We start from the raw sequence: 15,004 nt of genomic DNA on the forward strand, positions 1-15,004 counted from the left end.
GATTCATTACCCGGATTATTAATCCAAAGATCCTTATCATATGAAATAGAGAGATTATCCAGCAGAATGGTTCGTCTATTCGTTGCAATCGACCTTCCTGATGAGATTCGTGAACAGTTCAGGGACGTTCAGGAGTCCCTCCGTTCATGCAGGGCACGCCTTACCCTGGTTGACCAGGAGTCGATGCACATCACGCTGAAATTCATCGGTGAAGTGAGTGGTTCTCACCTTACGCAGATTACCGATATCCTTCAGACTATTAAAGGAACACCCTTTTCATTAGAACTGGGATTAATCGGGGTGAACAGTCAGAGAGCTCCGCGGGTGGTCTGGGCAGAAGCAGGTGATCAGGGACAATGCAGGGCTCTTGCCGGAGACATTGATACTGCCCTTGCAACTCTTGGCTTTGAACCGGAGAAGAGAAAGTTCAGACCACATATCACGATTGCCCGGGTCAGGCAGTTTCATGAATCATTGTTTGAAGTACTTGCCGAGGTTTCATCCTCCTGTTCAGGGACCATTCCGGTCAGGGAGTTTATCCTCAAAAAAAGTGAGCTCACACCGGACGGCCCTGTCTATACAGATATTCTCAAAGTTCCGATCAAGGTGCCTGAATGAGTTTTTCTTCACTGGAACTTGGGGTCCTTAAAGAGATCCGCCCGACTGAAGATGAACTGGACCGGATGTATCTCTTGGCAGAGAGCCTGATCCGGGACATTCGTGAATCTGGAAAAGCTGATGGTATGATGGTCGGTTCGGTTGCCAGAAAGACCTGTGTTCATGGTGACCGTGACCTTGATATCTTCATGCTCTTTGACCCTGCTCTTCCCCGCATGGATTTAGAACGTGAAGGTCTCTCTCTTGCATGGAATATTGCCCAAAAATATACGGATGTTATAAAAGAGAAGTATGCAGAGCATCCCTATCTGAATGCCACCATTGACGGGCTTGATGTGGATCTGGTCCCCTGCTATGAGGTCCGGGAAGCGACTAGTATACAAAGCGCAGTGGACCGGACGCCCTTTCACAACCGGTATATCAAAGCCAGGATTGGGCCATATACCGATGACGTTCTCCTCCTGAAACAGTTTGTAAAAGCAGGCGGGGTATATGGGTCTGATCAGATGACCGAGGGGTTTGCCGGATATCTTTGTGAACTCCTGGTCCTTCATTATGGCGGTTTTCATGAGATCCTCACCGCAGCGGCTAAATGGAAGCCGGGTATGTTCATTGATCTCGAGGAACATGTTGAGAAATGGTTTGATGAACCGCTGGTCGTTATTGATCCGGTGGATCCATGCAGGAATGTATCTGCTTCGGTATCTGAAACAAAACTTCTTGAATTCATTGAACTCTGCCAGGGGTACCTGAAGTCACCATCAAAATGGTTTTTCTACCGGCCACCTATCTGTATTCTCACAGAGGAAGATGTAAAAAAACTGGTCTCCGGCAGGGAATCAGCCTTTATCGCACTCACTTTTAAAACACCCCCATATATTGAAGATATTGTTGTTCCCCAGCTCCGGAAAAGTCTTCATACCCTTACAGACCTGCTAAAGCGTCACGAGTTTGTTGCCCTCCGTGCTGACACCTGGATGCTTGAAGACCGGAGTATGCTCCTTTTTGAGCTGCTTGTGGATACGTTGCCGGCAATACGATTCCACACCGGCCCTCCGGTAACCGCTCCGGTAAATGCATCCCGGTTTATAGAAAAGTACCTCCATTCAGATCAGATTTTTGCGGGCCCATATATACGGGACGGAAGGTACGGAGTAGAACTGCCCCGGCGCTTTCGAAGGGCTATTGACCTCCTCTCTTCATCGGAAGTTTTTGCCACGGCTCTTGGAAAGCATGTTAAATGTTCCATGGCCGAGGAGTTTTCAGTTCATTACGGAATTGAATGCTGGCAGCCCGGGTTTGAACCCTTTATTAGCGAATTCCTTCAAAAAAGTTCCCCTCTGGTCAGGATAAGGAGGGCAGAGGCGAGGTCTCCCTGACCCGGGGTTGTAAACTATTTAGGTATATACGATAAACCTCGCTTGCATGAGCGCTTCCCGCCCTGTTTTTTTTTGTCTCATCATGTTTGTGATGATATCTGCTCCGTCTTTCTCTGCACAGATTGACGATCTGATATCTGACGGAAATGCATATTACAGTCAGGGCATGTACCAGGAAGCAATTGATGCGTTTGAGCGTGTAATTGAATCAGATCCCTCCAACGCAGCTGCCTGGTACAATAAGGGAGTTTCTCTCTATAAACTCGGTCAGACTGATGAAGCAATTGCGGCTTATGAAGTTGCAATCGGTCTGGATCCCCGCAATCCTGATTACTGGTATAACAAAGGGAATGCCCTTTACAGTAAAGGGATGCTGAATGAGGCATATGCAGCCTATGATGTGGCAATTCAGCTTGATCCCTATGATGTACTGGCATGGATGGCCAAAGGGAATGTTCTTTCGGATCAGCAGCAGTACGAGGAAGCCATTCGTGCATATGATGCCGCAATTCAGATGGACCAGGACAATGAAGAGACCTGGTTTGCGAAAGGAAATGCGCATTATAACCAGGGGAGTTATAAAGAAGCGGTCTCCGCGTATGAAATAGCCCTGCAAAAGAATAGTAAAGACAGTAAAGCCTGGTACAACAAGGGAAATGCCCAGTATAATCTCGATGATTTGGAGGGTGCACTGAAGAGTTATGAGATGGCCCTTGCATACAATCCAAAAGATGCGGTTGCCTTTACCAACAAGGGGATGGCTCTTGCAGATCTGGAAAGATATGAGGATGCTATTGATGCATACCAGGATGCCCTCAGTCTTGACCCTACCGATCAGAAAGCCTGGACATCACTTGGACAGGTGTACAAAACCTTACAACAGTATGAGAAAGCCGTCGATGCATTCCAGAAGGCTCTTAAACTCAATAAGACTGATTCATCAAACTGGAAAAATATCGGTGATGTCCTGATGCTTGAAAAGCGGTATGACGAAGCACTGGCAGCATATGAACAGGCCATTGCCCTAAACCGCAAAGATGCCGGTGCCTGGGTCGGGAAAGGAAAAGCACTTGCAAGTCTTTTACGATATGAAGAAGGACTGGCGATTTTTGAGATAGCCTGTGCAATGGAACCCCAGTATGCATCAGTCTGGGTAGGAAAAGGTGACTGTCTTGCAGGTCTTGGAAAACCAGATGAAGCCGGATATGCCTATGAATCCGCTCTTCAGCTTGATCCCCGGAACAGTCAGGCTCTTGCAGGAAAGAGTAAAAGCCGGGTATTAAGTGGTGATACAGAAACCGCTCTCAGTTCCCTGGAACTGGCAATCAGTGCAGATCCTACGAATATTGGCCTGAAGAGTCAGTTGGTTGAAATCTATGAAAAGATGGGGAAATACTCTGATGCACTTGCTATATGGGATTCAATAGCTGGAAATAATACTGATTCGGATGTTGTGAGAAAGGGCAGGGCACTCACTCTGGTCCGGGCCGGAAAAGTCAGCGAGGCACTTGACCTGTACCATGATGCACTGGCAGAAAGCCCGGGTTCCGGAATGGTCTATGAACAATATGGTGATGTTCTCTCCCTTGCCGGTGATGTTGAAGGGGCGGAGAATGCATACCGGAAGGCAATGGAACTTCAGCCAAATCTTACCGGTATCTCTTTTAAGATCCAGAGTCTCGAGTCTCTTAAAAAAGAGACTCCTCTCCAGATATTCTCTGTTCTTTGTGCCTTATGTCTCGGGATTGCCTGCGTTAGAATCAGAAATGGTAACCGGTGACAATTCACCCGTTTCATCACACAAATCCAGGTATCTGCTGATGAACCTGTCCCAAGAGGGTGTAATAAAGGCACTATCCTGGTAGTAATCATAAAAGACCGGATTGATGAGGACTGGAGAAAGGACTGCAATTCCATGTGCTCCTGGAACTCTTTCATCATGTCTGGCATAGATAACCGTCCGGTTGATTCCTTCGATGACTCCCTCTGCCGGTTCTTTGAGGTATGGAACATGCCTCCGGATGGTATCCGCGAAATCGTAGAGATCCATGGTTGCTTCATCTAACTCTCCGGTTCCTGTAAGGCCAAACTGTTGTGTCTCCATGAGTGCTGAATAAATTTGTGAACACCCGTTCTCCGCACCTACAAGAGAGTGTAGTTCTTTTGCAAATTTGTCAAGTTGTAACGTCAGAAACCCTGCTTCTTTCAGATTGATTAGAGCGATTGTTTTTCCCTGTCCGGGTATTTTCATGTATTCCTGGAAAAGCTCTTTCGCATGTTCCAGTGTTGGAGCCTCCGGATTAGCACAGAGATACTCTATCCATGATTTATATGGCCAGCCCTCAGCCGGTTCTGACTCTTCACTGGCAATAGCATAGTCCGCATATGGGGAGAGTGCGGAAACCATCTCAAGACATCCCATCAGGCACGAATCAAATCCGATGAGTTCTATATCCGGTCCCTGCCCGAGAATCTCCACAAGTTCACTGATAATAAGGCCATCTTCATCATGGTTCTGATCAAAAAGCATTCCGGTGTAAGCCTGACCATGACCGATAAAGATGAGAAAAAACCGGTCATAATGGTAATGTTCCTGAAGGAATGAGAGAAAGAATCCGAGCGAATTTGGATCTCCCATGCTGGCGTTGGGAAGATGGATTCTGAATTCGTTGTCATCTCCGAGGACCTCATCTTCAAGATCTGCCCTGATGGTATCAAGGTCAGCAATTGTCATCCCTGACCAGCCAGGTTTCTCTGTACCGCCATATGCAAAAACGACCGTGCAGTTGTCTGACGTTTTATTCTCTGCTCCTTTTATAATCTGGATAAAATCATTGGTAATGAGGCCGGATTCCTGCTCCAATGTCCCTCCGGATGCATAGACTCCGATAAGAAGAGTTCCGCTTTTATCTGCGGTTACACTTACAGCGATACATCCAGCCGCGATGAGCAGAAAAATTACCGAAAAAGAAAAAATTGATTCTCTTTTTTTATCACTGGTTTGTGTATTCCCCGGATGTAGATTCTTCCGGGTCTGATGTCTCTTCTGATAGGGTGCTATTACTCTCCACTCCTGTAATCTCTCCGTTTTCAATCCGGAATACCTTCACTCCTGCATAATTGCCTGGGTTATCATCATACTCCGCATACATTGCCTGTGCATAAAAACTGTCAGGAAGTATATCATAAGTAAGTGTGGTATCTTCGGATACGGTCATTCCACCAATTTCAACCCATTCTCCTCCATCCGGACTGTCTTCCTGGATTTCCCATCCATATGAATAAATCGTGTCATTCGGTTGTAACTCCAGGTTCTGCCTTGAAAACTGGACTTCACCATTCTCACGGATAGTATAGGGGGTTGCAACAAGCCGGTTTTTACCGGATTCAGGATTGATGTAGATATCAAGAACTGCAGCAGTGTCAAGAGTTCCCCTTATCAGGTCGATTTCGGAGGTAAAGAGTAATGATCCCTCCGGAACCTGTGAATCATACGACATACCAAGAAGAGCATAATTATTTAAGTCCAGGTTATCCTGCAGGTAGAACCATTTCCCATCCCAATCAGGGAGCTGATACTCTCCGTCTTCTTCAGCTTCCAACAGTTCATCTCCGATGAGGATCATCTGGTCATCTTCACAAATGTAATATTCTGTATAAACCGATGCTGTTCCAAAGGGGTCATCGATAGAGAATGTTTCGTCAGTTTCAGAGATTACGGGTTTTTCCGTGTCCTGTCCGGCTATTTCCAGAAGATTTGCAAAAAACGCATCCCATCCGGATGCAATCCTGGCATCATCCCCAAGTTCCTGGTATATTTCAGGGGTAATGCGGCTTGGAGACATGATGGACAGTCCTCCGGATTCAGATACATACTCATCATTTTTCGTGTACAATACTGCCTCGTCAAGCAGGGATATTGCTGAATTTACCTCATCAGAAATGTCCGGATTCTGATCTTTAACTGCTTCCAGGAATGACTTTAGATCAACTGATGTCTCTCCACTTTCCCGGTTGTCTTTTCCGTACCTGGCAGGTATCTGGTATGCTTTCCCGATTGACCGGTATCCCTGACTGGTCTGTGTGTATGGATCAAGTTTGGTACCAAGATTGTCCATGACCTGCACGAGGTCAGGGATTTTTGAGAGGTTTATTACAGAAAGAGTCTTCGCTGAATCTTCACGGTTCATAAAGGTATCTACGATAACTGTTCCAATCTCCTCCGATGAGATATCTGGGTCTTCTGATACGGCATGAATCCATGATTTATAGTCCCATCCGGTACTTGGTTCAGTCTCCTCAGATGCCACCATTATCTTCCCGAACGGCTCCATGGTTCTTGCCACTTCAAGGGATCCCATAAGGCAGGCATCAAATCCGATGAAATCATACGTTGTGCCGGTTGTCTCAAGAACCTGTTTTATGTCCGAAAGAGCCAGCTGACTGTCATATACCTCATCAAGTCCGAATCCTTCATACCCGGATCCATGATCCCAGAATATAAGCAGGGTACGTTTTGCCGGATAGGTCTGGTTTACAAAGGTAAGGAAATCCTTTAATGTCTCCTGACTTCCCATGTCGGCATCCGGGTCATTGAAAGAGACTTCTTGTTCATTACCAATGACACCATCAGATGCATCTTTCATGAGTTCTTCCGCGGTTGCATAGGTTACGCCTTCCCATCCGGGGGTTTTGGATCCACCATATGCTACTACAATCTGCAGATCGGAGGTGTTTGCACTTGCATATCCATCAAGAATCTCGGCAATGTTATATGTCCCAGCCTGAAAATCAGACTCAAGATCTCCTCCGATCATATATATTGCAAGAAGATTATCAACCTCATCAGCCACTGGTTCGAAATTATCCGCTGGTTCATCACACAGGCCTGATGAGATGACGGAGAGCAAAAACAGTAAAAGGAGAATTATTTTAGATTCCATATTTTCCCTGATTATTCTGATTATCTGTTGGCAGTCTATCCATTTTTATCCTTATGATTTGAGCCAGGTTATGACATCTCCGGGTGAAGTACTGTCATGGCTGCACCAATTAATGGTGCATACCCATTAAGAGGACTAATCCTGAATTCAGGAAGTTTAAGATAGTGATCGGTGTAATCCAAGGCCTCGTCAAGCAGAGTCGGGTGATTTCTGATAACCGTCCCGTCAAGAATGATACATTCCGGATCATATGCAACAATCACTGCTGAAAATCCCCTTCCGTTTATTTTTGCAAGAGCAGTCCTAAAATCCTTTTTTATCCTGTCATCCGGATGGCAATGTAAAATCTCTTCTGCCTTGCCTGACTGGGAACAGGGATAATCATGCACCCTGCACCATTCACGATAAAAGGTTGGGATACCATTTCCTGAAGCATATCCTTCCCAGTGTCCGTAATGACTGCAGGTACAGGGAAATGAATAGGTGTTGTCAACCGGAAAATGTCCGATTTCTGCTGCATTCCCTCCTCTTCCGGTAAGAACACGTCCACCGGTAAAGACACCTCCACCTATCCCGGTTGATATGGTGACATACACAACATTCGAATACCCTCGTGCTCCCCCTGCAAGAACCTCACCAAGCACTGCTGCCCGGCAGTCGTTTTGGAGGATAACACACTGGCCCGTCTCTTCAGCAAGAGGCACGGTTATCGGAACGGTTTCAAACGGAAGGTTAGGTGGATGAACGATTGTTCCTGATATTGCATCTACCGGTCCGGCTACTGAAACTCCGATTCCGGCCAGTGGGGTCTTTTCCTCGTTTATCTCACGAAGTGTCCGGGCAATGATTTTGGGAATATCCTCCGGAGATCCGGATACCGGTGTTTTAAAAGAACGGACTTTTATCAGAGTTCCATCAGCATGAACCAGACCAACACGGGTATTGGTACCCCCAATATCTGCTGCCCCGACCACCGGCGATGTATTTTCCTCCATAATTTCCAGAGATGAATTCTGCCGTACCATGAAAAGAACCTAGTGGTAAGGAAGGCCATATTATTCAGGTTATGCAGGGAGAACTGGCATCACTCTTTACCGGCATTGTGGTAGTTTTTCTCATCGCTGTTTTTCTTCTCATTATTTTATACCGGGTCAGGATTCCTTCTGTGGTAGCATTTCTTATTGCAGGGTTCCTGGCTGGACCTTCCGGTCTTGGGCTGATAACCAATGAGGAGTCCATCAGTTTTTTTGCCGAATTAGGTGTAATTTTTCTGCTTTTCACCATCGGTCTGGAATTCTCCGTATCACGTATATTGAAAAGTAAGCGTTTTGTCCTGATTGGCGGAATTCTCCAGGTTTTTCTAACTATTGTCATCTGGACACTTCTCATGCAGATAACCGGGATGGATCTCAACCATGCATTTTTTTGGGGTATGCTGGTTTCGCTGTCATCAACTGCTATCGTCATGAAAGTCTTTGCTGACCGGATGGAAGTTGACAGTCCTCATGGAAGAGCAACCCTTGGAATTCTCATCTTCCAGGACATTATCGTCATTCCCATGGTAATGGTAACTCCGGTTCTTGCAGGAACCACTGATTCGGATTTTTCTCTCATGAAACTTCTGATAGGTGCCTTTGTCATCCCCGTGTTTGTATACATTGCAGCACGGTACGTGGTTCCGGCCCTGCTGCTTCATGCTGCCCGGCTGAAAAACCGGGAGATGTTCCTTTTTATTGTCATGGGTACCTGCCTGATGGTAGCATTCCTGACCAGTGAGTTTGGATTATCCATGGCACTTGGTGCATTTCTTGCTGGTATCATCATATCAGAATCTGAATACAGCACCCATGCCATGTCAAGTATCCTGCCATTCCGGGATCTCTTTACCAGTTTCTTCTTCATCTCCATCGGAATGATCTTTAATGCTGGTTATTTCATGGAAAATCCGCTTCTCATTGCTGAACTTGTGATGCTTGTAATCTGTGTAAAATATGCAACCGGAACACTCGCAGCCCTTCTTACCGGTCTTGCCCCACGGGCCTGTGTAATGACCGGAATCTCACTCTCGCAGGTTGGAGAATTTTCATTTGTTCTTGCTACCACCGGAACCTCTCTTGGATTCTTAGCACAGGATCAATTTCAACTCTTTCTGGATGTCTCGGTGGTGACGATGGGCATAGCACCGATTCTTATGGGTATTTCCGGAAAAGTTGCAACCACTTTGTCATCTCCCCTTTGCAGAATTCTTCCTGACCGGAATAGTGAACAGGAAGAGATTGTAAAAGGTCTTAATAATCATATTATTATCGTCGGTTATGGTCTGAACGGGAAAAATGTGGCGCGTTCTGCTGAAATTGCCGGTGTTCCGTATCAGATTATTGAGATGAATCCTGATACCGTCAGAGAAGAGAGAAAACTGGGAAGGCCTATCATGTTTGGTGATGCAGCCCAGTCAGAAGTCTTAAAAAAAGCCGGGATTGCAAAAGCCAGGGTTGTGGTGATTGTTGTCAATGATCCCTTCAGCACCCAGCAGATTGTGCAGACGGTCAGGATGATGAGTCCGGGCATTCACATCATTGTGAGAACCCGGTATATGGGTGAAGTGGCAACACTCATGGAACTCGGGGCTGATGAGGTCATCCCTGAAGAGTTTGAAACGGCGGTTGAAATTTTCACCCGGATTTTATATACTTACCTGATACCGACCAATGAAATAGAACACCTGGTGCGGGAGATTCGCTCCGGTGGGTATGAGATGTTCAGGAGTATTAACACACCCATTTACTCCTTTGATAATCTCAAAGTTCTTGTTCCTGACATTGAGATTCGGACTATCCGGATATCTGATGATTCCCCGTATTCAGGTATTCCATTAAAAAAGACCATGATCCGCAGTAATTATCAGGTTTCTATCGTCGCTATCCGGAGGGGTCATCAGATGATTGTAAGTCCGGGAGGAGATGAGATAATCTGTACTGGCGACCTGGTGATGGTTCTTGGAAGACCCGAAGACATCCTGACTGCCTTTCCTAATGATGCCTGAAATTATTTTTCAGAGTCCAGGAATGCGATGGCCGATTTATATGCTCCGTTTCCTGAAAACCGGTGCAGTTCCTGTAGGTCGTCTGATACACTGATGACTGGTTTTGCATTTTTCATGGAAAAGGTCAGGGTACATTGCCGGTATTCGCCGATAGGTACCCCCTGTGGCAATGTTGATGCCGGAGTAAAAGCGAGAATTTCAAATGCTTCATCACCTGGGTGTTCCTGGAAAAAGAAGAAGAACACCTGCCAGGCGTTGAGCAGATCTGACGTTAAAATTGCGTCTCTGATTGCAGGTTCCAGTGATGTCAGGTGCATCCTGGTACAGACAACATCTTCGTCGCAGTCCTCCAGGATCCTATCAACAATCCGTGATAGTTCTGTGTAGGGGATTGATTCATTTTCCATATAAAAGCTGTAAGCTACTGATAGAAAAAAGGGTTGGAAACGGGATCTACACGATCCGGTACCCTGCCGTGACCCGTGCGTTTATTTCTACTGCTCCGGGTTCGATGGGTGTTTCCGGCCCGGCAGCTTTCATTGCTGAAACACGATAATCCTGGTTATAATACACCGGTGGCTGGTAACTCTCATCAACGGTTATTTCTTGAACATCTCCAAGGTTTTTTCCCATTGCAGATATCACCGTTTCAGCATCTGTTTGAGCTTTCCGGACAGCAATCGCGAGGGCTTCTTTTCTGAGTTCAGCAGTTTTTTCCTGGCTTAATGTGAACTGGAGTGAGCTTACCGAGTTTGCTCCTGAGGACACTGCAATATCTACGATATCACCAACCCGGTCTATCTTTTCGGTTTCAATTGAAATGGTGTTCATTACTTCGTAGATAGTGACATCTTCTCCGAATTTGGCTTTCAAGGCATCATCAGGATAGTACACTTCTGATATTGAATATGAGGTTGTTCCAATTTCATGGCCGGTCAGGTTCCCTTTTGATGTGTCCCTCAGAGCAGACATCACCAGGTCCATCTTCCGTGCGTTTTCTTTCTGTGCTGCTTTCACATCAGGATTTTTGGTTACGACCGTCAGATCAATCTCAACCCTGTCAGGAGCAGCCTTTATCGTTCCGCTTCCGGTGACATGAATGAGGGGTATGTCGTCACTTCCTGATTCTGCATTCACCGGAACCAGGAAGATAATGAGCATGACCAGTAGAGCGACTGGCATGTATGTGTGAGTGTGCATAGTACATGAGTTGTATTCGTCTGTGATACCCTTTCCGATGACTTAGAAACTCTTGATAGTTATGAAAGGGAAGTACTATTTTCTGTTGACTGTTAATGTGTATGGATAGTGAGAGACGAGGATATTGACTGGACAATATATCACCTGATTACCGGGAATAATGGATGTACTGAAGGTCTGCTCCTTGAACGAACCTGTTATGATCCAAAAGAAATTCATACCTCTCTTACCCGGCTTTGCCGGTATCGGCTGGTTGAACAAAGGGATGATATATGGTGTGCCTGTAGTGTCGGAGATATGATTTTGAAAGACCAGATCCAGGATTTATTAACAGACGGTCTTGAATTATCCGGTGGTGTTATCAGATACCGGCCAGAAGGAGAGGAAACGAAATGATAGTAGTGCTTAGGATCGGGCATCGGCCCCAGCGGGACATGCGTGTCACCACTCACGTTGGACTTACTGCACGGGCACTCGGCGCATCCGGGATGTATATTGCATCAGATGACAAGGGTGTTGTTGAGAGTATCCGTGATGTTGTGTCCAGGTTTGGCGGGGATTTTTTTGTTGAGGACAAAGTCAAAATGAATTCCTGTATAAAGCAATGGAAACGTGACGGCGGGTGTGTCGTACATCTGACGATGTTTGGTCTGAATCTTCCGGATGTTGAAGCTGATATAAAGACCAAAGAGAAGATCATGGTCATCGTCGGAGCAGAAAAAGTGCCGGGTGAGATTTACGAACTTGCAGATTATAACGTGGCGGTAACAAATCAGCCACACTCTGAGATTGCTGGTCTTGCAGTATTCCTGGATCATGTCGCTCCTGATGCCCTTTATCGGGAATTTCCCGATGCAAAGGTCCGGGTCTATCCAAATGCCTGCGGAAAAACGGTGGAAGAACTCTGAAACGAATTCTTGTTGCCGGTTTTTCGACCCGGCATGTTGCCTGCTCTGCACAAAAGGCAGGGTATGAGGTGTATGCCATTGACCATTTTTGTGATGCGGATCTTCGAAAGGCCGTTATCGCATATGACCGGTTTGATGAGCTGGCCTCCCTTCCCATAAAAATTGGGGAGATGTGCAGGAGGTATTCAATTGATGCTATCATTCCTACATCCGGAGCAGAAAATCTGACCGGCCTTCCTGCTCCTGTATTAGGTTCATCTCCTGCTGTTGCCGCCAGATACCTGGATAAGGGGTACACTCAGAAATGGTTTGAGAGTCTTCAGATTCCGGTTCCTCCTCTGGTACGTCCTGGTGAGTTTCCTGCCATGCTCAAACCCCTGAAGGGATCAGGTGGCTGGCGAAATACGATTGTTCACTCTGACGATGACATCTCTGCCTGGAAAGATCTTTTTCCTGATGAGCCATTCATCCTGCAGAGAATCGTTGATGGAATTCCCGCTTCTGTCTGTTGTGTTGCAGCAGGTGGAAAGGCACGGGCACTTGCGGTGAACCAGCAGATCATGCGTGGCTGCGGTCCATACCGGTTTGGTTTTTGTGGTTCAGTAACCCCTTTTGATACTCCCGGAAAGGATGAGATGATTCGGTATGCTGAGCTCGCTGCTGCCCGTTCTGGTTGCATCGGTGTGCTGGGTATTGATTTCATGGTCTGTAGTGATGCTGTCTATGCAATTGAACTCAATCCCCGGTTTGTTGCAACACTTGACACGATTGAATCCGCGACCGGAATTAACCTGGTAGATCTCCACATCAATGCATGCAGGGGGATAATTCCTGAATCAATTCCGGTTCCGGTTCAGTATGCCGTGCGCCGGATCCTGTTTACAGACAGATCCTTTACGCTGACTCAGGATCTCTCCCCCCTCCAGCCTCATGTGGCAGATGTCCCTGTTACCCCCGCAGAATTTGAAGAAGGAGGGGCGGTTATCAGTGTGTTTGGATCTGGTTCGGATCTTATCCATGCTGAGGAGACTCTGGATAACACTATCAGGTTAGTAAACCAATATATACAGTGATGGTTTCCTACGAGGAAATGCTGGCTGACAAAGCCATTTTTGCTTATTTACACCGGATGATCGGGGATGAAGGAATCGAACTGATTCGCAGATTCCCGACAGATAAGGAGTATAGCGATGAAGAACTGGCAGAGGTAACCGAGATTAATCTCAACTCTGTCAGGAACACCCTCTATACGTTGTATGAGCATCGTCTTGCCCGATACCGGAGAATTAAAAATAATGAGACCGGCTGGTTGACCTACCTCTGGCAGCTTGAACTTGAAAATATGTATGATTCGGTTTCAAAGGATCTCGAGATTATCCTCGAAAAACTCCGGCGACGATGTAAATATGAGAGTGAAAATGCATTTTACAATTGTACAAATTGTGGGCTTACTTTTACTTTCTCGGATGCAATGGATTCTCAGTTCGTCTGTCCCCACTGTAATAATCAGTTGATTCATTTTGACAATGAACCGCTTGCTTTTGCTTTGCAGCGGCGAATTGCCCGGATTGAAGAGAACCTGGGGCATGTCTGATCCGGGAGACGAATTCATCCCTTTTCTTGTGCAGGCAGGTTGCGACCCGGGAGTAATTGCACACTGTCTGGCTGTCCGCGATGTTGCAGTGCAGATAGCTGAAAGACTGAAAAATGCCGGTATCCAGGTTGATGTCAGTCTTGTTGCAAAGGGGGCGGTGATTCATGATATTGGCAGGTCAGTCACCCATGGAATGGATCATGCCGATGCAGGGGGCACTATCTGCAGAAAGCTCGGGCTTGATGAAAAAATCTGTTTTATTGTTGAGAACCATATCGGGGCCGGTCTCTATGCAGAAGAACGAGCGGAGTTTGGCCTTCCGGCAGTTGACCGGATTCCTCAGAGTCTTGAAGAAAAGATAGTGGCACATGCGGATAATCTGGTTAAAGGAACCCGGGTGCTGAATAAAGAAGAATTTATTGCCTCGCTGAACCGGTTTCCGGAATCTGTCCGGACCAGATTCATTGCACTTTCTGAAGAGCTTGAATTGCCCGTCCGGAAGATTCAGGGAATAAATTAAAAGATCAATTTTTTTACCACCGGCAGATCACGGAGTTCATCAATGACCCCTGCCGGAATTTTTCCTTCGGCGATGATAACCAGGCGCGGAGCTTCTGAAAGATGTGGGTCTGTAACAAAGATCTGTCTGAGTCCTATCTGGTGAGTGGACAGGGTATGGATACACGCCTCAACAACACCTGGTTTGCTTGCATCCTGAGGGATAACGGTGATGACCGATAATGACAGGTTTTCTGCGATGACTGAAAGGTCGGGTGTGGCCCGCATATTGATGAAGATATCCCTGAAAGGTGAGGTAAGAATGCGCCGGGCGGTAGCTTCGACGACCCGCCGGTCAACATGAAGTTTTGATGCCACCTGCGTTGCAGCTACCGCAATATTGTTACATGAGATTTTTCCGGTTTCATTTACCCCGAATCCATTTTCAAGAAGAAATCTGACGACCCTGGTTTGTGATGGAGAATCAGCAAACCAGTCAAGAATTGCAGACCACATACATCATTTTCTATTTCTCATCAGTTATAGGAAGTAGCTCTTATGCTGAGATGAAATGGATAAGTTCTTTACGTAATACATCGACCTTATTCAGGCACAGGAACAAGATGTTCCCGAACAAGTAATCAGTGAATCTGATGAAGTTCTGTGCAATCTATTGAGCGAGGGTATCCGAGCCAGGTCAAAGGAGCAAGGTTGAGGGCCTTGTCGCGAAGGCGTTCGAGCGTTCAAATCGCTTCCCTCGCATTTTAACAGTATGTTCAAATCGTGAGAAACTTTTAACAAAGTAATTCTCTCACGCTTTT

Annotated in this window: 15 protein-coding genes and 1 tRNA gene; 10 read left to right on the forward strand and 6 right to left on the reverse strand. The window is 46.4% G+C overall.

Annotation, left to right across the window (positions count from 1 at the left end):
- The first annotated feature begins 66 nt into the window (after positions 1–66).
- Genes thpR through DLD82_RS03860 form a run of 3 tightly spaced genes read left to right on the forward strand, consistent with a single transcriptional unit; the run spans position 67 to position 3,777 of the window.
- Positions 67–618 (forward strand): RNA 2',3'-cyclic phosphodiesterase, encoded by a 552-nt coding sequence (gene thpR / locus DLD82_RS03850; RefSeq protein ID WP_109939789.1) that lies wholly within the window; start codon positions 67–69, stop codon positions 616–618.
- Positions 615–1,997 carry a CCA tRNA nucleotidyltransferase gene (gene cca, locus DLD82_RS03855; RefSeq protein ID WP_109939790.1) on the forward strand — a complete coding sequence of 461 codons (1,383 nt, stop codon included), beginning with the start codon at positions 615–617 and terminating at the stop codon, positions 1,995–1,997. The genes thpR and cca overlap by 4 nt, the downstream gene beginning before the upstream one ends.
- A gap of 46 nt (positions 1,998–2,043) precedes the next feature.
- Entirely contained in the window at positions 2,044–3,777 is a 1,734-nt protein-coding gene (locus DLD82_RS03860) for a tetratricopeptide repeat protein (protein WP_109939791.1), read from the forward strand.
- On the opposite strand, the gene DLD82_RS03865 is transcribed toward DLD82_RS03860, so the two are convergent.
- The 3 genes from DLD82_RS03865 to DLD82_RS03875 all read right to left on the reverse strand — a co-directional run bounded on the left by DLD82_RS03865 (position 3,730) and on the right by DLD82_RS03875 (position 7,965).
- On the reverse strand, positions 3,730–5,091 hold the full coding sequence (locus DLD82_RS03865) for a clostripain-related cysteine peptidase (protein ID WP_109939792.1): 1,362 nt from the start codon (positions 5,089–5,091) through the stop codon (positions 3,730–3,732). The two genes, DLD82_RS03860 and DLD82_RS03865, sit on opposite strands and share 48 nt — an antisense overlap.
- Positions 4,991–6,940, reverse strand: coding sequence for a clostripain-related cysteine peptidase (locus DLD82_RS03870; protein ID WP_109939793.1), 1,950 nt, complete (start codon positions 6,938–6,940; stop codon positions 4,991–4,993). The genes DLD82_RS03865 and DLD82_RS03870 overlap by 101 nt, the downstream gene beginning before the upstream one ends.
- A 68-nt stretch (positions 6,941–7,008) precedes the next feature.
- Positions 7,009–7,965, reverse strand: a complete 957-nt coding sequence (locus tag DLD82_RS03875) for an ROK family protein (RefSeq protein WP_109939794.1) — start codon at positions 7,963–7,965, stop codon at positions 7,009–7,011.
- Between the two features lie 41 nt (positions 7,966–8,006).
- On the opposite strand from DLD82_RS03875, the gene DLD82_RS03880 reads away from it, so the two are divergent.
- Positions 8,007–9,983, forward strand: coding sequence for a cation:proton antiporter domain-containing protein (locus DLD82_RS03880; RefSeq protein WP_109939795.1), 1,977 nt, complete (start codon positions 8,007–8,009; stop codon positions 9,981–9,983).
- Between the two features lie 2 nt (positions 9,984–9,985).
- Here DLD82_RS03880 and DLD82_RS03885 read toward each other — a convergent pair whose 3' ends face one another.
- Positions 9,986–10,390 carry a hypothetical protein gene (locus DLD82_RS03885; protein WP_109939796.1) on the reverse strand — a complete coding sequence of 135 codons (405 nt, stop codon included), beginning with the start codon at positions 10,388–10,390 and terminating at the stop codon, positions 9,986–9,988.
- A gap of 46 nt (positions 10,391–10,436) precedes the next feature.
- Positions 10,437–11,183, reverse strand: coding sequence for an SIMPL domain-containing protein (locus tag DLD82_RS03890; RefSeq protein WP_109939797.1), 747 nt, complete (start codon positions 11,181–11,183; stop codon positions 10,437–10,439).
- A 108-nt stretch (positions 11,184–11,291) separates the two neighbouring features.
- On the opposite strand from DLD82_RS03890, the gene DLD82_RS03895 reads away from it, so the two are divergent.
- From DLD82_RS03895 to DLD82_RS03915, 5 genes are all read left to right on the forward strand, one after another.
- Positions 11,292–11,579: a hypothetical protein gene (locus DLD82_RS03895; RefSeq protein WP_109939798.1), complete on the forward strand. Its 288-nt coding sequence runs from the start codon at positions 11,292–11,294 to the stop codon at positions 11,577–11,579.
- Positions 11,576–12,091: a tRNA (cytidine(56)-2'-O)-methyltransferase gene (locus tag DLD82_RS03900; RefSeq protein ID WP_109939799.1), complete on the forward strand. Its 516-nt coding sequence runs from the start codon at positions 11,576–11,578 to the stop codon at positions 12,089–12,091. The genes DLD82_RS03895 and DLD82_RS03900 overlap by 4 nt, the downstream gene beginning before the upstream one ends.
- A gap of 68 nt (positions 12,092–12,159) precedes the next feature.
- Positions 12,160–13,164, forward strand: coding sequence for an ATP-grasp domain-containing protein (locus tag DLD82_RS03905; RefSeq protein WP_245920356.1), 1,005 nt, complete (start codon positions 12,160–12,162; stop codon positions 13,162–13,164).
- Positions 13,164–13,685, forward strand: a complete 522-nt coding sequence (locus DLD82_RS03910; RefSeq protein ID WP_109939801.1) for a transcription factor — start codon at positions 13,164–13,166, stop codon at positions 13,683–13,685. Before DLD82_RS03905 ends, DLD82_RS03910 begins: the two co-directional genes overlap by 1 nt.
- Positions 13,678–14,205, forward strand: a complete 528-nt coding sequence (locus DLD82_RS03915) for an HDIG domain-containing metalloprotein (RefSeq protein WP_109939802.1) — start codon at positions 13,678–13,680, stop codon at positions 14,203–14,205. Before DLD82_RS03910 ends, DLD82_RS03915 begins: the two co-directional genes overlap by 8 nt.
- On the opposite strand, the gene DLD82_RS03920 is transcribed toward DLD82_RS03915, so the two are convergent.
- On the reverse strand, positions 14,202–14,699 hold the full coding sequence (locus DLD82_RS03920; RefSeq protein WP_109939803.1) for a regulator of amino acid metabolism, contains ACT domain protein: 498 nt from the start codon (positions 14,697–14,699) through the stop codon (positions 14,202–14,204). The two genes, DLD82_RS03915 and DLD82_RS03920, sit on opposite strands and share 4 nt — an antisense overlap.
- 161 nt (positions 14,700–14,860) lie before the next feature.
- Between DLD82_RS03920 and DLD82_RS03925 the strand changes: the two genes are divergently transcribed.
- Positions 14,861–14,945 (forward strand) — tRNA-Leu (locus DLD82_RS03925).
- The last annotated feature ends 59 nt before the right edge of the window (positions 14,946–15,004 follow it).

Source organism: Methanospirillum stamsii (assembly GCF_003173335.1).
GTDB lineage: Archaea > Halobacteriota > Methanomicrobia > Methanomicrobiales > Methanospirillaceae > Methanospirillum > Methanospirillum stamsii.